This window comes from Paenibacillus sp. OAE614, from assembly GCF_040546645.1.
Taxonomy (GTDB): Bacteria; Bacillota; Bacilli; order Paenibacillales; family Paenibacillaceae; genus Paenibacillus_AQ; species Paenibacillus_AQ favisporus.
The window spans coordinates 4,787,599-4,812,377 of sequence record NZ_JBEPOD010000001.1; the positions used below are offsets into that span (position 1 = coordinate 4,787,599).

Annotated in this window: 23 protein-coding genes; 7 read left to right on the top strand and 16 right to left on the bottom strand. The window is 54.4% G+C overall.

Annotated features, from left to right (window positions below; all coding sequences use genetic code 11):
• Positions 1-173: 173 nt before the first annotated feature.
• The 7 genes from ABIE48_RS22130 to ABIE48_RS22160 all read right to left on the bottom strand — a co-directional run bounded on the left by ABIE48_RS22130 (position 174) and on the right by ABIE48_RS22160 (position 7,070).
• Positions 174-1,712 carry a choice-of-anchor Q domain-containing protein gene (locus tag ABIE48_RS22130; protein ID WP_192715754.1) on the bottom strand — a complete coding sequence of 513 codons (1,539 nt, stop codon included), beginning with the start codon at positions 1,710-1,712 and terminating at the stop codon, positions 174-176.
• A gap of 135 nt (positions 1,713-1,847) precedes the next feature.
• Positions 1,848-2,801, bottom strand: a complete 954-nt coding sequence (locus tag ABIE48_RS22135; protein ID WP_354519659.1) for a carbohydrate kinase family protein — start codon at positions 2,799-2,801, stop codon at positions 1,848-1,850.
• On the bottom strand, positions 2,801-4,102 hold the full coding sequence (gene melA / locus ABIE48_RS22140) for an alpha-galactosidase (protein WP_192715756.1): 1,302 nt from the start codon (positions 4,100-4,102) through the stop codon (positions 2,801-2,803). Before melA ends, ABIE48_RS22135 begins: the two co-directional genes overlap by 1 nt.
• 32 nt (positions 4,103-4,134) lie before the next feature.
• A complete protein-coding gene (locus tag ABIE48_RS22145) occupies positions 4,135-4,383 on the bottom strand; it encodes an ABC transporter permease family protein (RefSeq protein WP_354519661.1) in 249 nt (82 codons plus the stop codon).
• Positions 4,265-4,960: a carbohydrate ABC transporter permease gene (locus ABIE48_RS22150; protein ID WP_354519663.1), complete on the bottom strand. Its 696-nt coding sequence runs from the start codon at positions 4,958-4,960 to the stop codon at positions 4,265-4,267. The genes ABIE48_RS22145 and ABIE48_RS22150 overlap by 119 nt, the downstream gene beginning before the upstream one ends.
• Before the next feature lie 15 nt (positions 4,961-4,975).
• Positions 4,976-5,917 (bottom strand): carbohydrate ABC transporter permease, encoded by a 942-nt coding sequence (locus tag ABIE48_RS22155; protein WP_145023429.1) that lies wholly within the window; start codon positions 5,915-5,917, stop codon positions 4,976-4,978.
• Between the two features lie 16 nt (positions 5,918-5,933).
• Positions 5,934-7,070, bottom strand: a complete 1,137-nt coding sequence (locus ABIE48_RS22160; RefSeq protein WP_192715757.1) for an ABC transporter substrate-binding protein — start codon at positions 7,068-7,070, stop codon at positions 5,934-5,936.
• A 405-nt stretch (positions 7,071-7,475) separates the two neighbouring features.
• Here ABIE48_RS22160 and ABIE48_RS22165 point away from each other — a divergent pair, with 405 nt between their 5' ends.
• Both ABIE48_RS22165 and ABIE48_RS22170 read left to right on the top strand, forming a co-directional pair.
• Entirely contained in the window at positions 7,476-8,492 is a 1,017-nt protein-coding gene (locus ABIE48_RS22165) for a LacI family DNA-binding transcriptional regulator (protein ID WP_089548270.1), read from the top strand.
• A 332-nt stretch (positions 8,493-8,824) separates the two neighbouring features.
• Positions 8,825-9,187: a winged helix-turn-helix transcriptional regulator gene (locus tag ABIE48_RS22170; RefSeq protein WP_145023426.1), complete on the top strand. Its 363-nt coding sequence runs from the start codon at positions 8,825-8,827 to the stop codon at positions 9,185-9,187.
• Positions 9,188-9,241: 54 nt separating this feature from the next.
• Here the strand turns inward: ABIE48_RS22170 and ABIE48_RS22175 are convergent, their stop codons facing one another.
• The 8 genes from ABIE48_RS22175 to ABIE48_RS22210 form a co-directional block, all read right to left on the bottom strand.
• Entirely contained in the window at positions 9,242-10,474 is a 1,233-nt protein-coding gene (locus ABIE48_RS22175) for an MFS transporter (RefSeq protein WP_192715758.1), read from the bottom strand.
• A gap of 394 nt (positions 10,475-10,868) precedes the next feature.
• Positions 10,869-11,570: an RNA polymerase sporulation sigma factor SigK gene (sigK, locus tag ABIE48_RS22180; protein ID WP_076169711.1), complete on the bottom strand. Its 702-nt coding sequence runs from the start codon at positions 11,568-11,570 to the stop codon at positions 10,869-10,871.
• 136 nt (positions 11,571-11,706) lie between these two features.
• Complete coding sequence (locus tag ABIE48_RS22185; protein WP_192715759.1) at positions 11,707-12,363, bottom strand: nitrite reductase; 657 nt, start codon at positions 12,361-12,363, stop codon at positions 11,707-11,709.
• Positions 12,364-12,425: 62 nt separating this feature from the next.
• Positions 12,426-13,319, bottom strand: a complete 894-nt coding sequence (locus ABIE48_RS22190) for a hypothetical protein (RefSeq protein WP_192715760.1) — start codon at positions 13,317-13,319, stop codon at positions 12,426-12,428.
• The gene (locus ABIE48_RS22195) at positions 13,316-15,796 is read right to left on the bottom strand and encodes a heavy metal translocating P-type ATPase (RefSeq protein WP_192715761.1); all 2,481 of its coding nucleotides are present in this window, start codon (positions 15,794-15,796) and stop codon (positions 13,316-13,318) included. The genes ABIE48_RS22190 and ABIE48_RS22195 overlap by 4 nt, the downstream gene beginning before the upstream one ends.
• Before the next feature lie 28 nt (positions 15,797-15,824).
• Positions 15,825-16,025, bottom strand: a complete 201-nt coding sequence (locus ABIE48_RS22200) for a cation transporter (protein ID WP_192715762.1) — start codon at positions 16,023-16,025, stop codon at positions 15,825-15,827.
• A 201-nt stretch (positions 16,026-16,226) separates the two neighbouring features.
• Positions 16,227-16,544: a metal-sensitive transcriptional regulator gene (locus tag ABIE48_RS22205; protein ID WP_089550326.1), complete on the bottom strand. Its 318-nt coding sequence runs from the start codon at positions 16,542-16,544 to the stop codon at positions 16,227-16,229.
• Between the two features lie 162 nt (positions 16,545-16,706).
• Positions 16,707-17,780 carry a lactonase family protein gene (locus ABIE48_RS22210; RefSeq protein ID WP_192715763.1) on the bottom strand — a complete coding sequence of 358 codons (1,074 nt, stop codon included), beginning with the start codon at positions 17,778-17,780 and terminating at the stop codon, positions 16,707-16,709.
• Between the two features lie 370 nt (positions 17,781-18,150).
• Here ABIE48_RS22210 and ABIE48_RS22215 point away from each other — a divergent pair, with 370 nt between their 5' ends.
• Positions 18,151-18,900 (top strand): SDR family NAD(P)-dependent oxidoreductase, encoded by a 750-nt coding sequence (locus tag ABIE48_RS22215; RefSeq protein WP_192715764.1) that lies wholly within the window; start codon positions 18,151-18,153, stop codon positions 18,898-18,900.
• Between the two features lie 143 nt (positions 18,901-19,043).
• Positions 19,044-19,454: a GNAT family N-acetyltransferase gene (locus ABIE48_RS22220; protein WP_192715765.1), complete on the top strand. Its 411-nt coding sequence runs from the start codon at positions 19,044-19,046 to the stop codon at positions 19,452-19,454.
• A gap of 37 nt (positions 19,455-19,491) precedes the next feature.
• Here ABIE48_RS22220 and ABIE48_RS22225 read toward each other — a convergent pair whose 3' ends face one another.
• On the bottom strand, positions 19,492-20,097 hold the full coding sequence (locus tag ABIE48_RS22225; protein WP_076169703.1) for a pentapeptide repeat-containing protein: 606 nt from the start codon (positions 20,095-20,097) through the stop codon (positions 19,492-19,494).
• 270 nt (positions 20,098-20,367) lie between these two features.
• On the opposite strand from ABIE48_RS22225, the gene ABIE48_RS22230 reads away from it, so the two are divergent.
• From ABIE48_RS22230 to ABIE48_RS22240, 3 genes are read left to right on the top strand one after another with little or no spacing between them, the layout of a single operon-like run.
• Entirely contained in the window at positions 20,368-21,984 is a 1,617-nt protein-coding gene (locus ABIE48_RS22230; RefSeq protein WP_192715766.1) for a helix-turn-helix domain-containing protein, read from the top strand.
• Positions 21,981-23,780: a cache domain-containing sensor histidine kinase gene (locus ABIE48_RS22235; protein ID WP_192715767.1), complete on the top strand. Its 1,800-nt coding sequence runs from the start codon at positions 21,981-21,983 to the stop codon at positions 23,778-23,780. The genes ABIE48_RS22230 and ABIE48_RS22235 overlap by 4 nt, the downstream gene beginning before the upstream one ends.
• A 5-nt stretch (positions 23,781-23,785) precedes the next feature.
• Positions 23,786-24,769, top strand: coding sequence for a substrate-binding domain-containing protein (locus ABIE48_RS22240; RefSeq protein WP_192715768.1), 984 nt, complete (start codon positions 23,786-23,788; stop codon positions 24,767-24,769).
• Positions 24,770-24,779 lie beyond the last annotated feature (10 nt).

The window sequence follows — 24,779 nt, forward strand, 5'->3', positions numbered from 1 at the left end:
CGGGCAGTACCGGGTGAACAAGTCCGTTTCGACATCAGCCCCGCCAGACGGGAAATCGTTTTAAGATCTGGATGCGAAACCTTTGCTGAGAACTAAACTTTTCCTCATAAAATAAAAGCAGCCCCCCACGAAAGGAGGCTGCTAATTAGGCTTGCGATGACGATGAACGAACGTTATTCGTCCGCACCAATATTGACGCTTGCCCCTTGAACACGGGGCTGCCCGTCGATATCGAGCGATCCGATGTCCGAAGCCGTCAAGCCCTTATCAATGGCAGGAGACCCTGCCTTCAGATGTAAATCGCCGGCAGCGGGGTTCACAAGGAGCGGATCGGCGAAGACGGAATGGGCATCATTGCCCGTTCCATTTTTATAAGCGGCAAAGCCGGTGTATTCTTTGTTTTTCCAGGTCCAGCTGGCATTCGAACTTCCGCCGGGAGCGAAGTACAGATTGTAATCCACGATGTTGCCGGAATTTTTCGTGTATTCATTATAAACGAGCACATCGGTAGAACTGGCCACAAAAATGTTGTTACGGATGACGTTGTTCTGGGTGTCATACTGCACGTAGAGCTGACCGCTACCGTCGCCCATGGTGTCATTTTTGTACAGCGTATTGTTGACGATGTGGCAGCCTACCGTCGAGCCGCGATCTGTGTCGTATCCGCCCATGGCGATGCCCGTCAAACGGTTGTTGTAAATGAAGTTGCTGCGGATCGTAATGTTGCTGGTCGCCTTGCCGGCATGCTCGGAGGCGATTTCCACCCCGATATCGTTGTTATAGCTGTAGTTTCGCTCGATAATGCTGTCCTTGCCTCCATCGACATAAATGCCGTCCGCCGAATTGCTGTTGTTCGGAAGCTTTTTGCCGTAGGAAGGATTGTTATTGGAGGTGATATTGTACACTTTATTGCCGCTGATGATTCCGTTTCGTGCCTGATCGTAGGCGGAGTTCGGCGACTTCCCTTCGAATCCGATCACGTCGATACCGATGTTGTCGTTGTCGTGAATGATATTGTTCGTCACGGCAAAAGTATCCACGTTTCCGTTAAGAACGAGCGTTTCGCTGGACCCCAGCACCAGATTGTACAGCTCATTGCCGTCGATTGTCACGTCATGAATGGATTCCGGCGCCTTGGTTCCGTACACGGCGATGCCGTGCGCATCCCGGCCCAGCAGGTCGATGCCGGCAGGAGTCGACGTGTTTTTGATATCATGGATCTTGTTTTTGGACAGCGTAATGTTGCCGCCTGCTCCGTGAACATAAATCCCGACGGGCATGACGTTGTTTGCAGTCGTCGTATAATTGCGAATTTCAAACCCCTGGATGGTCACATAGTTGACGTCGGCAAGGTCAACGATGCCTTCCGTTCCGCTTACAGAAAGTCCCGTTCCGTCAATAACCGGCGTCTCGCCGCTGTAATTGGCAAAGGTGATCGGCCCTTGATCCGCAGAACCCGACTTGGTGATCTTCAGCTTTTGGTTATACACCCCGCCCCGGACATAGACCGTGCTCCCCGGCCCGGCCGTGTCGGCCGCATGCTGCAGCGTTGCCCACGGTGCGGCGCTCGTACCCGCATTCGAATCGTTTCCGTTAACGGCAACGTAGTACTCGGCGCCCGAAGCCTCGACGGTCTGCGACGCCGCATACCCGATTCCAAGCCCTAATACAGCCAGACTGATACCTGCAATCAGTGTTTTACCGAATTTCACGAAATATCAACTCCCATGATTAAAGTTTGAACTGAAATGAAAAGGATCCGATTTTGACTTGCTATGTAATGTGTCGATCACCCCCTTTGCCCGGACTCTCATGAACCTTTGCCTGAGCTTCCACCGCCGAGGCGCTTACTGGAGCGGCCGCACTCCCTGCAGGGCCGATACCGCCGCAGCTGTCGGCAAATGGCCGGTCCCCCCCACGCCCAGCGTGGATAACGCGCCGCAGGCATTGGCGTACTCAAGCAGCTCTCTGCCGGTCAAGCCTTGGAGGAAACCGCAAATCAAGCCGGCATTGAAGCAATCCCCCGCTCCTGTCGTGTCTACGGGGGTAACCGGATAAGGGGGCGCCGACACGACAGAACCATCAGGAGACCGGAGCGATGCACCCTTTGAGCCTTGTTTAACGGCGATCAGACCGGGAACGGCCGCCAATTGGCCGAATACCGTTTCTACGCAGTCCTGCTCAAAAATATGCAGCGCCTCCTCCTCGCTGGGGATAAACAAATCTGTAACGGCCAGCAGTGTGCGGATCCCGGCAGCATCCCACCGGCCACGGACGTCCCATCCGGTATCAAAAGATGTGCTGACCCCTAAGTCCTGCGCCTTCCCGAACAGCTCCTTCCAATGCGGCCGCATGCCGTCCTGCAAATAGTAGGAGCCAAAATGCAAATGATCCGCCTCCTGAATCAAAGCATCGGGAATATGGCCGGGCGTCAACAGCGGAATACTTCCCGGGTACGTGATCAAACCGCGGTCGGAAGGCGTCGTGAACGAGAGGGTAACCCCCGTTGTGACCTCCGGCAGCACCGCTACATGATCGGTGTTCACCCCCAGCCGCTGCAGCTCGCCCAGGCAGAAGCGGCCGAAGTCATCCGCCCCCACCACGCTGACGAACCGCACGTCCAGGCCGAGGCTGGACAGCGCGCTCGCGGTAATCGCCGAAGAGGAGCCGAGAACGACGTCAAAACCGTCGACGATTTTCTCCCGGTTCCATTCCGGGATCACGTCCGTTCCTGAAACAATGATATCCACGTTCAGCTCACCGGCCACAACGACAATCGGTTTATTCTTGTCCGCTCTCATCATTTCAGCACCGGTATGAAATCGCGCTCCGCTTCATACAGCTCCTCGAACATGTCGCTGATCTCATCCAGCGAACAGACGGCGGCGGACAGCGGATCGACCATCAGGGCATGGCGGGCCATTTCCTTGTCGTTATTCAGCACAGCGCCGACGGCCAGGTCAAAGAACGCCATGTTGGACCGGCACAGCGCGGCCAGATGCTCAGGCAGGCTGCCGAAACGGCATGGATTGACGCCATTGCGGTCGACCATGCAGGCTACTTCGACGATCCCGTCCCCGGGAAGATTGTGAATCAGCCCTTCGTTCGGCACGTTTCCGTAAATCACCTTCGGTTCATTTTTCAGCATCGCTTCAATAATGATAGCCGCGTATTCATTGCTTGGCGCAAGCTCGATCGGGAGGGAGCCTTCCAGCTGCTTGACGATTTTTTCGTCGTTTTCCTTGCGCCAGATCGGCCAGTTATCCGCATAGTAGCCTGTCGCGCCATTATACCCGGTGCTGCAGTGCTTGTCGATTAAGGACTGCCGTTTGCGGTAGTACGGAATGTACTCCGAAAAGTGCCCGCTGGACTCCGAGACAAAAGCGCCAAGGTACTTCATGGCGTCAAAGCGCACAGGGTCCTTTTTCAGCAGGTCGGGATTCTGGATCTTTTCCCGAAGCACAGGGTACAGATCTTTTCCCTCGTGGGTCAGCTCCACAAACCAGGACATATGGTTGATTCCCCCGGCCCGCCACTGCATGTCTTCGTAAGGTACGCCGGCGTATTTGGCTAACTTCCGGGACGTATTCTGGATGGAATGGCACAGGCCGACGACCGGAATGGAGGTCACCCGCGACGTCAGCAGGGTCACCGCCGACATCGGATTCGTATAGTTCAGAATGGTCGAATCCGGGCACAAATCCTCCACATCGCGGATGATGTCCATCCAGCTCGGAAGCGTGCGCAGCGTTTTAAACAGTCCGCCCGGCCCCAGCGTATCGCCGATGCATTGATTGACCCCGTATTTCAGAGGAATCTCGTACTCATAGCGGACCGTTTGCAGCCCGCCCACTTCAATTTGGTTGATGACGAACTGCGAGCCCCCGATGACCTCCCTGCGATCGGTCGAAGCGATAACGTTCCAGCGCTTGCCGGACAGCTCAATGATTTTCTCGACCAGCTTGCGGGCGATCTCCAGCCGCTCCGCGTCGATATCCACCAAAGCGATCGTCCCGCCTTCAATGCCTTCAATCAGTAAAATGTCCGTGGCGATGTCCTGCGTAAAGGCGCTGCCTGCGCCGATAATCGATATTTTAGTCATGTAGTTTCTCCTCCTCATGGTCTCTTCTCTTTTTATTTCATGCCTGTCATCGTAAGTCCTTTAATAAACTGCTTCTGGAAAATCAGGAACACCACAATCACCGGCAGGGTGATGAGCACAGCCGCCGACATGACGACGTTATAGTTGACCATATGGGTTCCGTTAAAATAAACAAGGGCGAGCGGCACGGTCATTTTGCTCTCGTCGTTCAAAATAATGAGCGGCCATAAATAGTTGTTCCAGGCATTCATAAACGTAAAAATACCAAGCGCCGACAGCATCGGCAGAATCAGAGGCGCAATGATCCGGACCATCAGCCGCAGCTCGCCCCGCCCCGTCGATCCTTGCGGCATCGAGCAGATCCTGGGGAATGTCCTCGATGAACTGCTTCGCCAGAAACACTCCGTAGGAGCTGACCAGATTGGGCAGGATAATCGCCAGCAAATGATTGACCAGCCCCAGTTTGGCCGTAATCAGATACGTCGGAATCATGACCACCTGAAACGGAATCATCATCGTTGCCAAGATCAGGATGAACAGCAGCTTCTGCCCCTTGAATTGATGCTTGGCGAAAATATAGCCCGCAAGGGCGCTCGTAAATAACGTCGCGGCCGTAATGACAACCGACGTCATCGCGCTGTTCAAAAACCACCTTCCGAACGGTGCGTCTTCAAGGACGGTCCGGTACCCCTCCAGGCTGGGATGCTGCGGCAGAAGCGCATGCGAGCCGGACACGATTTCCATGTTGCTTTTTAAAGAAGACAAAACCATCCACAAATACGGCAGCAGCATCAGGCATCCGGCTGCGATCAGCACGAGCATGACGATGCCGTCGAACCATCTATTTCTACGGTGCATTGAAAGTCCCCCTTGTCAGTACTCCCACTCCGTGCGCCCCCACTTCAGCTGCAGCAGGGTCACCAGTAAAATAATGATCAGAAACACCGTGGCCATCGCGGACGCATATCCCATGTTGGAATTGGAGAACGCCTGCTCATAAATATGGAGGGCCAGCACCCGGGTCTCGTTAAACGGCTCCCCCTTGGTCATGATCTGGAATTGGGCGAAAGCCTGAAAATAGGAGACGACCGTCGTCACCGAAACAAACAGCATCGTGCGCCGGAGCAGAGGCAGCGTCACATGCCAGAACGAATGCCAGCGGCTCGCCCCGTCCAGAATGGCCGCTTCATAATACATATCCGGAATGGAATCCAGACCGGCGATAAAGAGCACGATGTTATACCCGATATCGGCCCACAGCGTCATCAGAATTACCGAGTACAGCGCATAATGAGGATCGCTCAGCCACTGCACGGGAGCCATGTGGAGCTGGGTCAGCACGATATTAAACAGACCGTGACTATAATTGAACATCGTGCTCCATACGATCGCCGTTCCCGCCAGCGGCGCGATCGTCGGCAGAAAAAAGACGGTGCGCATCAGGTTCCGCAGCCAACCCGTACGGATCCGCTGGATCGCGACGGCAAACATCAAGGTGATAAGGATATTGACCGCAACGGCAATGACGACGAACTTAAAGGTGACCCACAGCGACTTGATAAAAATGGAATCTCCCAGCATGCGGATATAATTGTCCGCCCCGACGAACAGCGCGCTTGCGCTGAGCGGATTATACTTAAATACCGATAGTCCCAAACTCCATCCAATAGGAATGAAAGCGAATACACCGAATAGCAGCAGGATCGGCGCCAGCGATAAATAGATGAACCAGCGGCCCCTTCCTTTCTCCCCTCTGCGGTTCGGGGTACCGGGGACGATCCCAGGACTGCTGCTTGCTGCAGCATCATGCTTCATGCGAACACCACTCCGATCATTTATGTTGATCCTGACTGTCGTTGATGGTTTTTTCGATCTGCTGCAGACCGCTTTCCACCGATTCCTGGCCGGTCGCCATCAATTGGAAATGATCATTGATCGTTTTAAAGAAAAAGTCCCGGTCGGCAATGGGCCCGATCCACTGACCCAGCTCCAAAATATCCAGCGATGTTTTCATATAAGGATTCGCTTTAACGTAATCGGGATTTTGCGCCACCGCTTTTTTGGCCGGAATTGTAAACGTGCCCTGGTTCCACTCGAGCAGATTTTCGTCGGATGACATGAATTCGATAAAATCGACGGCCGCTTCCTGATGCTTGCCCTTCTGGGACGCTACAAGGCCCCAGCCAGATTCGGCCGCATAAGAAGGTGGATTCGTCGTAAAGGAAGGAACGGGCACATACTCAAAGTCTTTCACCTTGTATGTATTCAGCCCTGCAGCAATCGTCCATGGACCCCGGTAGGTCATCGCCGAGCTGCCTTGAAAGAAGTAGTCTGAGGTGTCAAGTTCACCGCCAAACGTGGTGAGGTCCGCCACTTTATCGGTAGCGATCAAAGAGGTTAAGGCGGTCATCGCCTTTTGTGCTTCAGGGGTTTGAAAGTTCACATGGTCGTTATCGCCCCAATACTTGCCGTTTTGCTGCAGAATCAAGGAAAGGAACGTGAAGGTGATGTTGTCGCTGGAGACGAAATCGAATCCCTTCACCTTGATGCCGTTCGCATCCCGCACCGTCAGCTTCTTGGCGTCTTCGACCAGTTCATCCCATGTGGCCGGAGGGGTCGCGATGCCCTGATCCTTCAGCATTTGCGGGTGAATCAGCATTCCGCCGTTCTCGATGTTAAATTCGAGCGGCAGTCCATACAGCTTGTCGTTCAACGTGTATCCTCCGAGAGGGGCTTCGTAGTACTCCTGCCGCAGCTGCTCGGCCTCCGGGATCTCCACAAGTGCCCCGTTTTTCGAATATTCCGGTACCCAGGTACCGAACATTTCTGCGATATCGGGCGGATTTTTGGCGGAGAAGGATGCCTTGAGCTTCTGATTGTACACGTCGTAAGGGAAAGTCTGGTAGTCGATCTCAATGTCGGGATGCAAAGATTGATACTTGGCGATCAGCGCTTTATAAGCGTTCATAATGGCATCTTCCTGATGACTCCAAAACACAAGTTTGGTTTTGCCTGTTGAACCGGCAGAGGTGGCGGAAGCATCAGAGCCGTCATTCTTTGCGCAACCAATCAGCAAAAACAACATGCAAATTAGAGCAAAAACAGAGAAACTTCTGAAATATCGCAATGACATAACCCCTTTCCCTTTACTTTTTTGCTTATATCACCTCAATCTCATGAAAATCATACCTCTGATGAAAAAGTTAGTCAATCAATTTTTGCAATTATTTTGCAATAATTTTATTATAATTTGCAGAATATTATCATCGTTTTTCAGTTGACCTGTGATTTTATTTTACTTAACATATAGAGTAAGCAATCCAAACGACAGGTTTTGCAGAATCCTCATCTGACATTAAAGGCAGGTCATGACATGCCCACATTAAAAGATATTGCCGAACGCGTCGGCGTCTCCATATCGACCGTTTCCCGCGTACTGGCCGACGATTCGAACCGCTCCTCAAGCAGCGGGACCAAGCGGAAGATCTGGGACGCGGCGCAGGAGCTCGGATACATGGCGAAGGTGCCGCCCCAGGACCAGGCCGCAGTCAAAAAAATCGGATGCGTCGTATCCACCATGCAGGGACGGCGCTACCATCCCTATTTTTCGGTTATTTTTGAGGGAATTGAGAAGGAACTGGCCCGTCACGGATACCAGATCGCTTTTACCTACACGCAAGAAGATTTGCAAAAAAATGAAATTTTGCAGCAAATCTCCGGCAAAGATTCAATCGACGGTTTAATCGTGATCGAGGGCATTGAGCCCAAATTATACAGCTATCTCAAAAAACACGTTCCGCATGTGGTGGGAATCGACGTTTCCGATCCGAGCATCCCGACCATTTCGTACGACCGCGTCGAAGCGGCGTCGATTGCCGTCAAGCACTTGACCGGACAGGGCCACCGCGAAATTATGTTTATCGGAGGTACGGGCTTGTCCGGCCAATTCGACCGGGAGAAAAGGTACCGGGGGTACAAGCAGGCTCTGGAGCAGGCCGGCTTGCCGGTTCAGCCGGAGTATGTGCTGAATGCCGAATGGGAGCCCGACCGGGCCTACCGCCTTATGCTGACCTTTTTGGAGGAGCATCAGGGTAAGCTCCCGACGGCGGTCTTCGCGGCCAGTGACATCATGGCGATGGCCGCCATGCGGGCCATTTCCGAGAAAGGCTACCGCATGCCCCAGGACTTCGCCGTCGTCGGCTTCGACGACAACGAACCATCACGCTACACCGTTCCTCCGCTCTCCACCATTCATATTCCGACGTTTGAGATCGGCGTCATGGCCGCGCGAACGATCCTGCAGATCACCGGGGATCCCTTCCCGCTGCCGGTCAAAATCGTGCTGCCGTATGAACCGATTTTCCGCCAGTCCAGCATTTGGCAGGTATAGTCGCAGCGCAAAAGGCCCCTCTTTCCGCTCTGAAGAAATGAACTTCAGACGGTAAGAGAGGCCTTTTTTCGGCTGCCGGGGCTTCCTGGCCAATTTAAAAAACCCCAAGTCAACTGATCCATGGTCGCTGCACAAAATCACTCGGCGAAAACTTCCAATGTATTTTTGCCATACCTCTTGACGATCACCTTCATTAATTTATGTACTAGTCGATCCAGAAGTTCTTGACAAGGGGCAGGGTTCAACATAATATATGGAATGACTGATCTATAATTTGACTGAACTGGAAAACCCATGGTTTTTCTATTCTTCTGTAGGGGATGTGTCGACAGATGATAACCTTTAGAGACAAAACATATCGCTGTACCTCGGAAATTATACTAAGCTTAGTTAGCGGTAAATGGAAGATATCCATATTAAACGAATTAGTTAATGGCCCGGTACGGTTTAATCAGCTTCAGCGGCTGCTTCCCGAAGCGACCCAACGCATGCTTACGATGCAGCTGCGGATGCTGGAAAACGACGGACTCATTATTCGCAAGGTTTACCCGGTTTCGCCACCAAAAGTGGAATACGGCTTGTCCGAAGTGGGCGAACAATTTGCTCCCATGCTCACGATGTTATGCGATTTTGGCACTACCTATATCGAAAGTTATCCCGATGAAGTATCCTACACCAGCCAAAAGCATGCCTAAACAGCCGCTTCGAATGTGGAAAACAGAGGTACCCTGGGCGGGTACCTCTTCATCTTATAATACGTGATCACGAACTTCCTTCGTATTGGTGCTTAGCCCATTCTTCTCTCTAGATACGCTGCGAGCTCCCCGATCTAAACGATAGGTGATCCAAGCCAATAAGGATGCTAAAACAGCCATCATTCCCCCGGACCAGGAAAGATCAATGAGCTCCATATTCTTCGTGACGACACCTCCCAAAGCGGATCCCATCGCGATCCCGACATTGATGGATACGGATGTTAAGGACGAGGCCAAGTCTTTGGCCTCGGGAACATGCCGATCGGCCCAATCCATGAAATACAACTGCATCGTCGAGTTCATAAGGTACACAGCAAGAGCGATCAATGAGATGCTGATGAGCCCCCCGGCAAGCGAACCGGAAGATACATAAAGCGACGCGAGAATGACAGCCTGAGCCAGGAAGATATAGCGAATTTTCCCCATCCCGCCACCGGCAGCCAGTTTTCCCCCGATTAAAGTACTAAAGATGGACACGATACCATAAAGCAAAAAGACTAGGCTAATATACCGTGCCGGCACAAAAAGCACATCCTGCAGCATAGGGGCTAAATACGTATAGACGCTATAAGTTGCCGCTATGCTAAACGCTGGAATAAAGAAAGCAAGCACAATTCTGGGATAGGTAAATAATCGAAGTTGGTTTTTGAGTGAACTCCGCTTTCCCTTCAGTCCCCTCGGGATCGTTGCAGAACTTACTATCAGTGAAACCATCCCCAATAGCGTTGTAAACCAATAAGACATATGCCACCCGCCCCATTGCCCGATGAATGTGCCAAGGGGGACGCCAAGAACGCTGGCCACAGTGAAACCCGTAAAGATGATCGAGATCACAGGCCCTCTCTTTTCCGGTGGCAGCGCTTCACTGGCGACTGCCATCGCAAGTGCAATCAGGACGCCGGTAACTACGGCGGTGATCACTCTGGAAATCAGAAGCAAACCATAGGAACCGGATATCGCCGTGATCATATTCCCGATAATAAATACGCCGATCAGAGCAAGGATGAGCGGGCGCTTGGAGAATCGGCTGAATAACGCCGTGAAGATCGGGGTACCGATGGCAAAAGACAGGGCAAAGGCCGACACCAAGGAGCCTGCGATCGATATGGAGATCTTCATGTCCGAAGCCACTTCGGTCAACAATCCGACCATCACAAATTCACTGGTTCCCAGGACAAAAGTCAATAAAAATAAATTCAAAGTCAGAAGCTTATGTTGTCTAGTCAATATAAATTCCCTCCTACTCCTATCTCTATGGACAGTGACGTTCTTATCTTTCAAAGTAAGCTAATATTTCTGCATACCTTCGCACCTCACCTGTGATTTAAACGACCGTACCGCTCGGCGAAATCTGGATCGATCGTTCTATATGTAAGATTATCAAGTTCCTCTACGCCTGAATAGTACGCACTTTTTTGTATGGTCCGATCATTTTTGTATGGTAGGATACTTTTTGATACTGGATTATGGGAGTCATCAAAGACCATCGGCGAGAAAAAGAAAAAGGCCCGTGACGTTAAACGCCACGAACCTTCGGACTATCAATCATTACTTTATCTACTCAAACTCACTGCTTCCTATGTCAATTAGACAAAAGCATCGGTGTTTCCTGCGCTGCAAGCTATTGCTTGGATTTATAAAATTCATGGTACAGCTTCATCAGGGCACGCTTCTCGATCCGCGACACGTAGCTGCGGCTGATGCCCAGCTCCCTGGCGATTTCGCGCTGTGTCCGTTCTTCTCCGCCGTGCTCCAGGCCGAAGCGGCCTTTGATGACCTCCTGCTCGCGCTCATCGAGAATGTCCAGGTTCCGGTAGATTTTGCTCTTCTCGATCTTGAGCTGGACCATGTCGGCCACGTCGTCCGCCTCACTGCCCAAAATATCAATCAACGTGATTTCATTCCCCTCTTTATCCGTTCCGATCGGATCGTGCAGGGAAACGTCCTTCCTCGTTTTCTTCAAGGAACGCAAATGCATCAGGATCTCATTTTCGATGCAGCGGGCTGCGAACGTGGCCAGCTTCGTGCCTTTATTTGCTTGAAAGCTCTCAATAGCTTTGATGAGCCCGATGGTACCGATCGAGATCAGATCCTCCAGATCCTCGCCGGTATTATCGAATTTTTTCACAATGTGCGCCACCAGCCGCAGATTATGCTCGATCAGCATATTGCGGGCGTGGGCGTCTCCTTCCGCCATCAATTGAAGGTACTTACTTTCCTCTTTCTCTGTCAGCGGCTGCGGAAAGGCGTTGTTTTTGACGTACGATACCAGCAGCGTTAATTCTTTAATGAAAAGGGCGATAAAGCTGAAAAGTCCGGGCAAAGATGACACCTCCTGCTGAATGACTGGGCACCGCGAAAACATGGCTGCTGCTTCCTGCTGTTAGGCTGCGGTCTGTTCATTCTATGTGGGCGAAGGCCCATCTGTGCCTGTACGTTTAAAAGAAAATCCTGCCGTTTTAGGCCTGCCTTGCTTGCGAGGATGTTTCCCCGGCGGCGCCCTCTGCGGCTTCGCGCAGCTTTTCGAGGGTAAACCGCTGGACAAAACGGCGGTAGGACTCCTTCTTTTTTCCATGCTCCTGAAACTGGGCAATGAGCCGGGTGACGGCCGGAATCAGCTGTTCCGCCTGAAGCCCCGTCAAGAGCAGCTTGGCCAATTCAGCCTTGATCCCTTTCGGCTCACCTCCGACATAGAGATCGTAGCTGTCTTTCATCTTGACAACGGCGATATCCTTCAGCAGCGGTTCGCTGGTTCCGAGTGCGCAGCCGGCGTACCCGATCCTCAGCGGACTCGGTACCGCTATGCCCGCGATCGCCAGATCCAGAGCTCTCGCCACATCCAAACCGGCCTCTTCCGCTCCGCGGCAAAATTGGCAGGCGATCAGGCTCTTGGTCACAAAACCCGCCGGGCGAATTTGAAGCCCGGCGGCCCTGAGTTCCTCCTGAACCTCTGCCATACGTTCTTCTTCTGCCGTCACGTACAGCTGTTTGAAGCCGGTCATTTCCACGTCGACGACTCTATCGGCAATACCGCCGATCGCTGCAAGCTGTTTCGGGGAGAACACGGTTCCTCCGACCCCGAAGCCGGGGGTAACCGCAAATTTGCGCTGACCCAACCTTCTTCACTCCTTATCGCTTCGATGAATATACTTGGTACCTGGTGACAGCCAGCAGCAGATTACGGCACGTTCACGACGAAGGGAACGGTAATGACACGTCCGTCGCGCTGGAACTGCCCCCATATTTTGTAGATGCCGGCGTGCGGAAAGGTCGTCATAAACTCGGCCTTTGGCCCGGAGCCTTTTTCATCCATCGGGTGGACGTGCAGGTACTGCTCCGCATCCTCGGACAAAATGACCACGTGTCCTACGGCGCCCAGGTACGGCTGCAGGTCGGTGACCGGTGCGCCGGTCTCGGCATCCTCGATCGTATACGTGAGCATAAGCTCCTGCCCTGCCGCAAGTCGGTCAAAATCCAGGGTCAACCGCAGTCCGTCCACCGTTTTGACCCGCTCTCCGTCCGGCTTCACGGGAGCAGCCGGCAGCGGTGCACCCTTGACCTGAAGCCACGCCGATTTGTTCATCGCGCCTCCGCCTTCCGGAACAAAGTCGGCGATCAGCTTGTAATCTCCGCCTGCCGGGAAACGGTTGTTCACTTCAAACACGCCGCCTCCCCGGTACTCCGGATGAATATGGTGAAAGTATGACAGATCTTTGCTGACGATAATGAGATGCTCTTTTTGTTCATGCGTCGTTTCGAAGGATTCAATCGCCTTGCCGTCATGCGTAAATGCCATGGTGATCTTCGTATCCACACCGGCTTCCGGCGCTTGGTCATCTGCGTACGTCCAGCTGACGTTCACGTCCTTTTCCTGAAGCCCTCCGGTTTGGCCGCCGCCGTGCTCATGCGCGGTACCCTCTGCGTCGTTCGTCTTTGCCGGCCCATGGGCCGAGTGATGGTCATGTGACATGTTCATTTGTTCTCCATCTCCTTTTATGGCTTTTGTTTCGGACTCGCAGGCGGTCAGCACAGCGAGTCCGAGCAGAGCGGCGATTCCTATTGAACGTTTCATGCGGCCCGCTCTCCTTTCGGGTTCGTCTGCAGTTTCATCCGCTGCAGTCTAAGTGCGTTCAGGACGACCGAGACCGAGCTCAGCGCCATCGCTGCCCCTGCAATCCAGGGAGCGAGCAGCCCGAGGGCCGCGACCGGAATGCCCAGCGTGTTGTAGCCGAGCGCCCAGAACAGGTTTTGGCGGATATTGCTCATCGTTTTCCGGCTCATTTCGATGGAGTCGGCAATGCTGTTCAAATCGCCGCGCATCAGCGTCACGTCCGCCGCTTCCATGGCGACGTCCGTCCCTGTTCCGATGGCCATGCCGATGTCGGCTTGCGCCAAGGCCGGTGCATCGTTGATGCCGTCGCCGACCATCGCCACTTTTTTGCCAAGCGACTGCAGCTTTTTAACTTCGGCGGCCTTCCCTTCGGGCAGAACCTCCGCGAGCACCTCGTCAATGCCAGCCTGCCGGGCGATCGCTTGGGCGGTGCGTTCATTGTCCCCGGTGATCATGACCACTTGAATACCTAAGCCTTTCAACCGGCCAACCGCCGCCTTGGAGCTTTCCTTGATCGTATCCGCAACGGCGATCAGTCCGGTGTACCGGCCGTCTACTGCGACGAGCATCGCCGTTTTGCCCTCTTCCTCCAGCTTCGTCATGCTGCTCTCGGCATCCCGGGCAAGGATGCCATGCTTCTCCATCAGCTTGCGGGTTCCGGCGAGCACCTCACGGCCGTCCACGACGGCCCGGATGCCGTAACCCGGGATCGCCTCGAATTCCCCGGCTTCGGTAAGCGCAATGCCGCGGGCCTTGATGCCGTCTACGATGGCCTCAGCGAGCGGATGCTCCGAAGGCTTCTCCGCCGAGCCGGCCAACCGCAGAAACTCGCGCTCATCCATTGATGCGGTCAGCACATCGGTCAGTTCCGGCTTCCCTTTCGTGACCGTGCCCGTTTTGTCCAGGATGACCGTATTGATGCGCTGCGTCGATTCCAGATACTCGCCGCCCTTAAACAGGACGCCCAGCTCGGCGGCGCGGCCCGACCCGGCCATGATCGACGTCGGTGTCGCGAGTCCGAGGGCACACGGGCAGGCGATAACCAGAACCGCAATCGCCTTCTCCAGCGCACTGGCAAAGTCGTAAGGGGCAACCCAGAAGTACCAGACCACGAACGTCAGGAGGGCAATGCCGACCACGATCGGGACGAAGATGCCGGAGATGACGTCGGCCACCCGCTGGATCGGCGCCTTCGAGCCCTGCGCTTCCTCCACCACTTTGATAATTTGCGCGAGGGCCGTGTCCCGGCCGACCTTCGTCGCCTGAATTTTGAGCCGCCCATTTTTGTTGACGGTCGCTCCGAATACGGAATCCCCGGCCTTTTTCTCAACCGGTATGCTCTCGCCGGTCAGCATCGATTCGTTGACGGCCGACGCACCTTCGAGCACGAGTCCGTCCACCGGGATTTTTTCGCCCGGCTTCACAAGGACGATGTCCCCGGCCAGAACCTCTTCGACCGGAACGGTAAGCTCTTCACCGTTTCTGATGACGACGGCGTTCTTCGCCTGCAGCCCCATCAGCGTTTTGATCGCTTCGGACGTCCGACCTTTCGCGAGCAGCTCGAACAGCTTACCCATAATGACCAGCGTGATCAGCACGGCGCTTGTTTCATAATACATTTCCGGGCCGTGATGAAGGCTTCCGCCTCCGGCAGCCCACTCGATGGTTAAATAGAGGCTGTAAAAGTAGGCTGCCGACGTGCCCAAGCTGACCAGAACGTCCATATTGGCGCTTTTGTTGCGGAGGGCGTTGAACGCCCCTTTATAGAACTGCCTTCCGATATAAAACTGCACCGGGGTGGCGAGTGCGAGCTGGAACCACGGGTTCATGAACAGCTCCGGCATCCAGATCCAGGACAGGAAGGAGAAGTGGCTGACCATGGACCACAGCAGCGGCAGAGACAGGAGAGCGGAAATCAGCAGCTTGCGCTTCTGCTGCGTGATTACCCGACTACGCTGCTCCGCCGGATCGGCGGTCTGTTCCCGCTTGGGAGTCGCCTTGTATCCCAGCTTGTCGATCCGCTTCTCCATGTCGCCCGCGTTGACTTCCAGCGGGTTAAATTCCACTCTGGCCGTCTCCATCGCAAAATTGACGTTGGCGCTCTTTACCCCAGGCATCTTGTTGAGCGTTTTTTCAATTTTGACCGCACAGGCCGCGCAGTACATCCCGGTAATATCCAGATCGACCACTTCTTTGGCCGTATCGTACCCCAGCTTCTTGACGGCTTCCTCCATATGATCCGTGCTGGTCCGTTCCGGATCATACGTAACCGTGGCGCGCTCCATCGCAAAATTCACATTGGCCTCAGACACGCCATCCAGCTTTTTCAGCCCCTTCTCAATCCGGTTGGCACATGCGGCACAAGTCATGCCTGTGATCTGCAAAGACGCTTGCTCCTGCTGCTTCAGCTGCTCCTGCTCCCTACCGTAAGTTTCCATTGCAACGACACCCCGTTTCATTTATTCGTTAGGCGACTTCATAGCCTTGATCTTCAATGGCTTCCTTAATGGATTGAAGCGACAACTTGCCACTGTCATACGTTACCGTGACTGTCCCGTCGGCCAAGTTGACCTTGCCGTCCGCACCCAGCGCCTTCATCGCGCCTTCGATGGAATTGACGCAATGCATGCAGGACATGCCGTTAACCTGTAATGTAACTTGGTTCATATATCATCTCTCCTCGGATCGTTTTAGTTGGAAGATGGTATTGGCATGAGCCCGAATCATTGATCACCATCTCCTTGTCATGTAGTATACCCCCCTACCCTATAATAAGTCAACCATTATTTTACTATACCCCCCTAATCTATATTTTTGCCTAAAAAAAAGGATTCTTTCGAATCCTTTGATCATCCGAGCCGTATTCGATTATTTCATCAATTTATTAATCGTTATGAGCAACTCGTCGATCACTTCATTCTCCCCGTCCTGAATGCGTTCGATCAGGCAGCTCTTCATATGATGCTCGAGCAGAAGCTTGCTGACCCCGTTCAAAGCGGATTGGACCGACGAAATCTGGTTCAGCACATCGTCGCAGTACGTATCCTTTTCGATTAAGCCTTTAATGCCGCGGATCTGCCCCTCGATCCGGTTCAAGCGGCTGATCAGGTTGTTTTTCGTTTTGGGGGAATGGTGGCTCTTCCGTTCGCCTGTTCCGCAAGACTCGTGCTTGACGGATTCTTCCATGGTCTCTTCCACACGCATCCATCCTTTCTTACTGGCTATCTCTATTGTACCATCCGTTTCACCGATTGATGAGTCCGGATCGTGCATCCGGTGCCTGGCTTCGTAAAGATCCTTAGCCAGCCGGGCAGCGAAAGCCCGCCGGACCTTCAGGGGAATATGGTTTTAGAAGCGGACAGCCCACACGCAGACCGGTTTGGACACTTCTACCGAATGACCTGTATACGTTAATTTGCCGGTATCCTGGTCTATGGTGAAGAGCGTCAGGTTATTCGTATCCCGATTGGCCGCGATCACATGCTTACCGCCGGGAACGATGGAAAAATGGCGCGGGTGCTGGCCTTCCGTCGACACGTGCTGCACCGTTGTCAGCTTGCCGGATTCCGGATCGACCGCATAGACGACAATGCTGTCGTGACCGCGGTTCGAGCCGTACAGGAACCGGCCGTCGGCAGAAATCGTAATTTCCGCGCAGCCGTTGGCCCCCGTCCACTCGTCAGGCAGCGTCGGCACGGTTTCCAGCGTCTCGAGCGTTCCGTGTTCCGCATCGTATTGAAAGGCCGTAACCGTCGAATTCAATTCATTGATGACATACGCGAATTTTCCGTTCGGATGGAAAGTCAGATGGCGCGGTCCGGCGCCTTTCTCCACCCGGGCGTCGCTCACGGGCACGAGCTTGCCTTCGGCTTCGTCGATCCGGTATGTACGGATGAGATCCAGACCAAGGTCGCACGCGAGCAAAAAGCGCTGATCCGGGCTGTAGAACGAGGAATGCAGATGCGGAGCCACTCCGCTGTAGTCGCCTTGTCCGACATGCTGCTGGATGTCCAGCACGCTTCCCACCTTGCCGCCGGCGGCAAGTTCCACCAGGCTGATCGTGCCTTTATGATAACTGGTCAGCGTCAAATATTTGCTGTTTGCGCTCCGCTGAATGTGGCATGCCGGACCGTTCAGTGCGTACGCCCGGCTGGCTTCGGTCAGCTTGCCTGTTGCCGGATCGATCGTATAAGCTGCGGCGTCGCTCGTCTTCGTTCCGTCTTCGGCTGCCGTTTCACTGATCGCGTACAGCAGGTTTCCCGCCTGGTCCACGTTCAGGAACGTCGGATTTTTGTTGCCGTCCACCTTGTCGAGCAGCGTCAGCTCGCCTTTCCCTTCATTCAATTCGTATACGTAGATTCCGTCGGATGCCGCTTCGGCATATGAACCGACGAACACCAGCATGCGATCGTTTGCTGTCATGATCACTTCGCCTCTCTCTTTGTGTTTGTATAAATGATTGTATCATTGTTAGTGGAATACGGCAAAAGGGGCTCAGCCTTCTTTTTCACCCATCCATAAGGGAAACGGACGGATCATCGGGTCCATGGTGTAATTATCCTCGGGAAGGAACATAGTAATACGGTCGGTGTTATTGGCGGATGCGTGTACCGGGGATTGCTGCATCACTGGCGGATCTGTTCAAACGTCATACAGTCATTATGGTACGGGCGACATCATCCTTAAACATAAGGAATTTCTGGGATCACAGCCGGACGTAAAAATCATTACGGCGCTCCGGATAGAGCGATCGAACGCAAATAAACCCAACATCAGGAGGCTGATCAAACCTATGAAATTAGCGGATCATACGATTCTCGTCAATGGGGGCGCGGCTGGCATCGGCAGGGGGGTCGTTATGGCTCTCGCCAAAGAGGGCGCCAAGGTCGCCTTTTTCGACAGCAGCGAAGAAAAGGGACGCATCACGGAGAAGGAGGTTAGCGAAAGAGCGGAATGCATGTTTGTGAAAGTCAACCTGCTCGATAAAGATGAGGTCGCTCAAGGCTTCAAGCAGGTCATCGGAAAGTTCAAAACGCTCCATGGATTGGTGAACTGCGCGCAGGCTTCAAGGAACGTTCCCTTTCTGGATACGACTGAAGAAGAGCTCAGACTGGCGCTGCATACAGGTTTTCTGCCTGCTTTTCATCTGATGAAATGGAGCTACCCCTATTTAAAAGAAACGCAGGGCTCGATCGTGAACTTTGCGTCCGGAGCGGCGCTCGAAGGCATGCCCACGCAAACCTCCTACGCAGCCGCCAAGGAAGCCCTGCGCGGCATTTCCCGCGTGGCGGCCAAGGAATGGGGGCCGGATCAGATCAATGTCAACATCGTCTGCCCGATCGCAGCTTCCGAAGGCGTGCTGGAATGGAAAGAGAAGATGCCCGAAGCTTACGAGAAGATGGTCAACAACATCCCTTTGCGGCGGCTTGGCGACTGCGAGCACGACGTCGGCCGGGTCGTCTGCTTCCTGCTAAGCAGGGACGCCAAATTTATTACCGGGCAAACCATCATGGTTGACGGCGGCACCATGATGCTGCGGTAGCGTTCAAGCTTGATGGGGAAGCAGCATCCCGCTGCGTGGCTTGGCGGCTGCGAGCATCGCGTTGCAAGCCAGGTCGTGCTTGCCTGTTGAGCCGTGACGCCTTTCATAGCTTCAGATATACTTGGGAGCAAAGGAGTGAGATGATGAATTCACACATTCAACTTGGACACAATATCCCGGAAGCCGAGGAGTATAACATGCTGCGGGTAAAAGCCGGCCTCAGTCCCAAGGACATCGTGGCCTCCCGCAGAGGACTTCAGGGCTCCCTCTTCATCGTGACCCTCCGCCTGGAAGGGAAACTGATCGGCATGGGCCGAGTCATCGGGGACGGCGGCTGCATGTACCACGTCGTGGACATCGCCGTTGATCCCGATCATCAAGGCCAGGGCCTGGGCAAGCGGATCATGGCCGAAATCACCGGCTACCTGGACCATAACGCTCCGTCCACCGCCTATGTCAGCCTGATCGCCGATGTGCCGGCCGACCGTCTGTACCGGCAGTTCGGCTTCGAGGAGACGGCGCCGGCATCGGTCGGCATGTACAGGCGGTTCTAGGGCGGAGCGGCCATCGGCGGCAGTCTCGGCCATGGTCTTAGTCCACCTTGGCGCCATAGGCCCGGGCTACGCCGACCGCCTGCTCCAGGTCGATCCGCACCCCGGTGAGGTCGATCGACCGGAAATCAAAGCGGTCCAGCTTCGCGCCCCGGAGATCCGCACCGTTCAATGCGGCCTTTGCCAGCCGGACGCCGCTCAAATCCGCCTCGCGGAGATCCGCTTTTTGCAGATTGCATTCGGACAAGTCCGCCTCTACAAAACGGATGCCCCGCAGCTGCTGCTTGACGAGATTGGCGTGCCGCAGGTTCGTATACGACCAGTCCCCGCCCTGGATTGTGATGCCGTCCAGCGATGCGCCGGAGAAGTCGCTGCCCGTCATTTTGCAATCCTCAAACTTGCTTACGAACAAATTGGCTCCCGCAAAGCGGCAGTTTGTAAACGCCGACCGGGCATGAACAGAAGCGTTCAGCGTCGCTCCCCCAAAGTCACATTCGATAAACCGGCAGCCGGTCGTCCAGACCTCATCCAGCGCGGCTCCGCGAAAGCTGCACTGATGGAAGGTGCATCCCTTCAGCTCCCCTTCCTTCAGATCGGCTTGGCCAAAGTCCACCTTTACGTATTCCTCATCTATGTACTGATACATCCGCTCATCCCCCCACGTTTTATTCGATAACCCTTAAGTTTGTTTAGACGGTTTATTTTCTATCCTATCAAACATATGTTCCTTTCTCAATCGCTTTCCGAGTCGGCGTTATAGGCTGTTCTCCTTGGCGTTCCATCTTTGACCCGCACATTCCCCATATCCACAAATCCGCTTTTACAGTATAATTATTCCAGCATTATTACGCTTTTATGAACAAGGACCCTGGGTCCGGAAGCCTTACGGCATCGAACAAAAGACAGGGGGCATACCATGTACAAAGTATTCATCGTCGACGATGAAACGGTTGTCCGCGACGGGCTGAAGCGAACGATCGGCTGGCAGGAGCTCGGCTTCGAGCTGATCGGCGATTACGCCAACGGCCGCGAGGCGCTGGAGGCGATCGATCTGAACATGCCGGATCTCATCATTTCGGACATCTCCATGCCGTTTATGGACGGCCTTGCGCTGACGGCCGCCGCTGGCTCCAAATATCCGCATATCAAAATGATCATCCTGACCGGTTACGACGAGTTCGAATACGCGCAGCAGGCCATTCGCCTCAAGGTTTCCGATTTTATTTTAAAACCGATTACAGCCCAGGAAATCCGCGAGCTGCTTCTGAAGGTCAAGGCCGAGATGGACGAAGAGACCCGCAGGCGCGAGGATTTCAGCCGGCTCTACAGCCAGCTAAAGCAGAGCCTGCCGCTACTGAAGGAGCGCTTCCTGGAGCGCCTCGTCGTTACCGGGATGAAAGCCGAGGAAGCACAGGAGCGCTTCCGCTATTTCGGCCTGACACCGCTGGCTTCGCCGTGCCTGGCCATGGTAGCTGATATCGACGATTTCGGCTTCCGCCCCCTGCAGAGCGAGAGCGGACAGGACACGGAAATTCTACGCTACGCCGCTTACAACCTGTTCGAGGAAATCGCCCTTCGCGAGGACCTGCTGCTGTTCCGCACACGCGAGGAGCGCATCGCCCTGGTCGTCTCGGACGGAACCGAGGATACCGATGTGTACGAAAAGGCGTTCCGCGTCGCCGAAGAAGCCCGCTTCTACATTCACAAATATTTAAAGTTCACCGTTTCCATCGGCGTCGGACAAGCAGTACAGGCAGTGCAGCAGCTTCCCGCATCGTACACAAGCGCCCTTTCCGCGCTGGATTACCGCTTTTTGCTCGGCAAAAACCGGGTGATCAGCCTGCTGGACATGGAGGGCCGGCCCGCCCTCGCCGAGACGCTCCGTGCGGATTGGGACCGCCAATTGGCTTCAGCCGTCAAGACCGGCTCCCTGGAGGAAATCCGCCAGCTGATCCGGGAATTCGTCTGCGACCTGAAACAGGGCATGGCACCGATGGATTCGTGCATTTTTCACATCCAAAAGGTCATCCTTTCCCTCATGAACACCATTCAGGAGCTGGGCTTGCACGAGCCGCGCTCGATCCTGCTGACCGACGTCTACAGATTCAAAACGCTTGACGAAATCGAAGCCTGGCTCACGGAGACGGTCACCTCCGTCATGAACGCCGTTGCCGAAAACCGCCATCATTTGACCCATATGCAGATCCGCAAGGCCGTCGACTACATCGAGACGCATTATGCCGACGAAGACATCTCGCTGCAGCACCTGTGCCGCCACGTCCTGATGAGCACCAGCTACTTCAGCCTCGTCTTCAAGCAGCATACAGGCGAAACCTTCGTCGAATACCTGACCCGGATCCGAATGGACAAAGCCAAGGAGCTGCTGGCACACACCGGACTCAAATTTTACGAAATCGCCGGTCAGGTCGGCTACAATGACCCGAACTATTTCAGCATCCTGTTCAAGAAGCATGCGGGCATGACGCCGCGGGAATTCCGCGACAGGCATGCCAAGGAGAACCCGCAGCCATGACCAGACAGCGTGCCTCCCTCCTTCCTTTTTTGCCGTTTAAGAGCATTCAGTCGAGCATCTTTTTCACCTTCTCCTGCCTGATCCTGATTACCGTCCTGGTTATCAGCCTGAACAGCTACAACCTGTCGGTCGCCGCGATGGAGACCAATTCGGAGAGCTACGTCCAGGAAATCATCACGCAGGTCAACTCCAACATCCAGTCTTACATCGACAACATGGAAAATATCAGCCTCTTGGCCATGACCAACAAAGACGTCAAGTATTACATCTCCAACAACACGTTTATCAGCACAAGCGACCGGCGGCCGTACGAAAAGCGCATCTCCGACCTGTTCCAGGCCATCCTGTACTCGCGCAAGGACATCTCAGCCATCATGGTGTTCGGATACAACGGCCATTACGTGTCCGACCGCCGGATTACCCTGCTCAACCCGAACACCAAGCTGGAGGACCAATCCTGGTACAAGGAAGCCAAGAGCAAGGGCGGACAATCCGTCATTTCGCCGCCTCACGTGCAGAACGTCATCCAGAACGAATACCGGTGGGTCGTCTCCCTCAGCCGCGAATTGAAGAGCACGGACGGGATCCGGGGCGAAGGCATTTTTCTCGTGGACCTGAACCTGAGCATCATCAACGATATATGCAGCAAAATTAACCTGGGCAAAAAGGGCTACGTCTTCATCGTCGACCAGAACGGGAACATCATTTACCACCCACAGCAGCAGCTGATCTACAGCAACCTGCGCACGGAGCAGATCGCCAAGGTCACCGGTGCCAAGAGCGGTACCTCCTTCACGATCAACGACGACAAGGGCAAGCGCATCTACTCAGTGCATGACACGAACTTCGGCTGGAAAATCGTCGGCGTGGCCTATGCGGACGACCTGATCGCAAACGAAGGCACGATCCGCAGGTCCATCCTGCTGTACGCCATCATGGGCATCCTCTTCTCCCTGCTTCTGTCGCTCGTGCTGTCATACCGCATGTCCAAGCCGATCCGCATTCTGCAGCGGGATATGAAAAAGGTCGAGCGCGGCAACTTCAATATCCGCACGAAGATCGACCAGCCGAACGAAATCGGCCAGCTCGGACGGTCGTTTAATTTGATGCTTGCCCAGATCAAGAACCTGATGCAGGAAATCATCCACAACCAGGAGAACAAACGAAAAAGCGAGCTGATGCTGCTTCAATCGCAGATCAATCCGCACTTCCTGTACAACACGCTCGATTCGATCGTATGGATGGGCGAGCAAAAGAAGCACGAGGAAGTCGTCCTGATGACCTCGGCTTTGGCCAAACTGTTCCGCGCCAGCATTACTAAGGACAAGGAGCTGGTGCCGATCAAGGTGGAGGTCGAGCATATCACCAACTATCTGCTTATACAGAAGATGAGGTACAACGAGCAGCTGGAATACGACATCGACGTGCCGGAGGAAATCAGAGGTTTCATGACGCTCAAAATTTTGCTGCAGCCCTTTGTGGAAAACGCCATTTATCACGGCATCCGCAACAAGCCCGAACCGGGGAAAATCGTCATCCGGGCCCGCGACCTGGGCCAGATGATTCAATTTGAAGTAGAGGACGACGGGCTGGGCATGACGGAGGAGCAAATCGGGCGCATCTGGAACCCGCCGGAGGACAGGACATCCGGCCGGACGAAACCCGGCGGCATCGGGATTGCCAACGTCAACGAGCGCGTGAAGCTGTACTTCGGCGATACGTACGGCATCCAAATCCGCAGCGAGCTGGAAGAAGGGACCTGCGTCACCATCACCATCCCCAAAATGAAGGAGTAGCACCCATGCGCATACAACGTGCCACGCTGCTGTTGGCCATCATTTTTGTCATATCCTGCGTCTACATCATCCTGTATTTCAAGCTGTTTATTCCGACGCCCCCTCAGGAGCGAAGCGTGATGGTGATTCTCAAGGAGCACAACATCCGCTCCGAATTCTGGCAGACGGTGAGCGCCGGGGCCGAAGCGGCCGCCAAGGAGGCCGGGGCCAGCATCAGCATCACCGGCCCGCTGCAGGAGACGGACGCCGAGTCGCAGCTTCAGCTGCTGAAGGGCGTCCTCAAACAGAAGCCGCAGGCGGTCGTCGTTGCCCCGATCAACGACGACCGCATCATGGACGAGCTCAAGAACATCCAGGATGAGGACATCCCGCTCGTCATTATCGATACGCCCCTCAGCCTGAAATCGCCGCCGGCCTTCGTGTCGAACGATCATGTCACTGCCGGCGTCCAGGCCGGCAAAGTGGCGCTGGAGCAGACCGGGGGTTCGCCCAAGGCGGTGATCATCAGCGATTTCGTGACGTCCGGCGTATCGGCCGAGCGGGAAAAGGGCATTCGCCAAGCGCTTGAGGCTTCGTCCTCGGCGATCTATGGCACGTTTTACTGCTCCGATTCCGAGGAGCGTTCGTACCTGATCGCCAAGACGCTGATCCGGGACCACCGCGACATGAACGCCATCATCGCGCTGAACGAATCCGCGGCCCTCGGCGCCGCCAAAGCGGTCAAGGAAGCCCATCGGACCGGGCTCGTGCAGCTGATCAGCTTCGACACGTCGGCCAGTGAAATCCGGCTGCTCGAGGAAGGCACCCTGAACGCGACCGTCGTGCAGCAGCCTTTTAACATCGGATATTTGGGCGTACAGACCGTGCTCGACCTCATCAACGGCAAAAAGGTCAAGCCGGAAACCTACACCAATTCGATCGTTGTCACCAAGGCCAACATGTATTCCCCGGAAAATCAGAAACTCCTCTTTCCATTTATCGATAAATAAACAATAACCA

What these genes read in the sequence shown, in the direction of transcription:
- ABIE48_RS22215 (WP_192715764.1), top strand. Translation starts at nt 18,151, where the DNA reads ATGAAATTAGCGGATCATACGATTCTCGTCAATGGGGGCGCGGCTGGC.
- ABIE48_RS22240 (WP_192715768.1), top strand. Translation starts at nt 23,786, where the DNA reads ATGCGCATACAACGTGCCACGCTGCTGTTGGCCATCATTTTTGTCATA.
- ABIE48_RS22220 (WP_192715765.1), top strand. Translation starts at nt 19,044, where the DNA reads ATGAATTCACACATTCAACTTGGACACAATATCCCGGAAGCCGAGGAG.
- ABIE48_RS22235 (WP_192715767.1), top strand. Translation starts at nt 21,981, where the DNA reads ATGACCAGACAGCGTGCCTCCCTCCTTCCTTTTTTGCCGTTTAAGAGC.
- ABIE48_RS22170 (WP_145023426.1), top strand. Translation starts at nt 8,825, where the DNA reads ATGATAACCTTTAGAGACAAAACATATCGCTGTACCTCGGAAATTATA.
- ABIE48_RS22190 (WP_192715760.1), bottom strand. Translation starts at nt 13,319, where the DNA reads ATGAAACGTTCAATAGGAATCGCCGCTCTGCTCGGACTCGCTGTGCTG.
- melA (WP_192715756.1), bottom strand. Translation starts at nt 4,102, where the DNA reads ATGACTAAAATATCGATTATCGGCGCAGGCAGCGCCTTTACGCAGGAC.
- ABIE48_RS22210 (WP_192715763.1), bottom strand. Translation starts at nt 17,780, where the DNA reads ATGACAGCAAACGATCGCATGCTGGTGTTCGTCGGTTCATATGCCGAA.
- ABIE48_RS22160 (WP_192715757.1), bottom strand. Translation starts at nt 7,070, where the DNA reads ATGAACGCTTATAAAGCGCTGATCGCCAAGTATCAATCTTTGCATCCC.
- ABIE48_RS22150 (WP_354519663.1), bottom strand. Translation starts at nt 4,960, where the DNA reads ATGCACCGTAGAAATAGATGGTTCGACGGCATCGTCATGCTCGTGCTG.
- ABIE48_RS22195 (WP_192715761.1), bottom strand. Translation starts at nt 15,796, where the DNA reads ATGGAAACTTACGGTAGGGAGCAGGAGCAGCTGAAGCAGCAGGAGCAA.
- ABIE48_RS22135 (WP_354519659.1), bottom strand. Translation starts at nt 2,801, where the DNA reads ATGAGAGCGGACAAGAATAAACCGATTGTCGTTGTGGCCGGTGAGCTG.
- ABIE48_RS22145 (WP_354519661.1), bottom strand. Translation starts at nt 4,383, where the DNA reads ATGCTGTCGGCGCTTGGTATTTTTACGTTTATGAATGCCTGGAACAAC.
- ABIE48_RS22165 (WP_089548270.1), top strand. Translation starts at nt 7,476, where the DNA reads ATGCCCACATTAAAAGATATTGCCGAACGCGTCGGCGTCTCCATATCG.
- ABIE48_RS22230 (WP_192715766.1), top strand. Translation starts at nt 20,368, where the DNA reads ATGTACAAAGTATTCATCGTCGACGATGAAACGGTTGTCCGCGACGGG.
- ABIE48_RS22200 (WP_192715762.1), bottom strand. Translation starts at nt 16,025, where the DNA reads ATGAACCAAGTTACATTACAGGTTAACGGCATGTCCTGCATGCATTGC.
- ABIE48_RS22155 (WP_145023429.1), bottom strand. Translation starts at nt 5,917, where the DNA reads ATGAAGCATGATGCTGCAGCAAGCAGCAGTCCTGGGATCGTCCCCGGT.
- ABIE48_RS22225 (WP_076169703.1), bottom strand. Translation starts at nt 20,097, where the DNA reads ATGTATCAGTACATAGATGAGGAATACGTAAAGGTGGACTTTGGCCAA.
- ABIE48_RS22205 (WP_089550326.1), bottom strand. Translation starts at nt 16,544, where the DNA reads ATGGAAGAATCCGTCAAGCACGAGTCTTGCGGAACAGGCGAACGGAAG.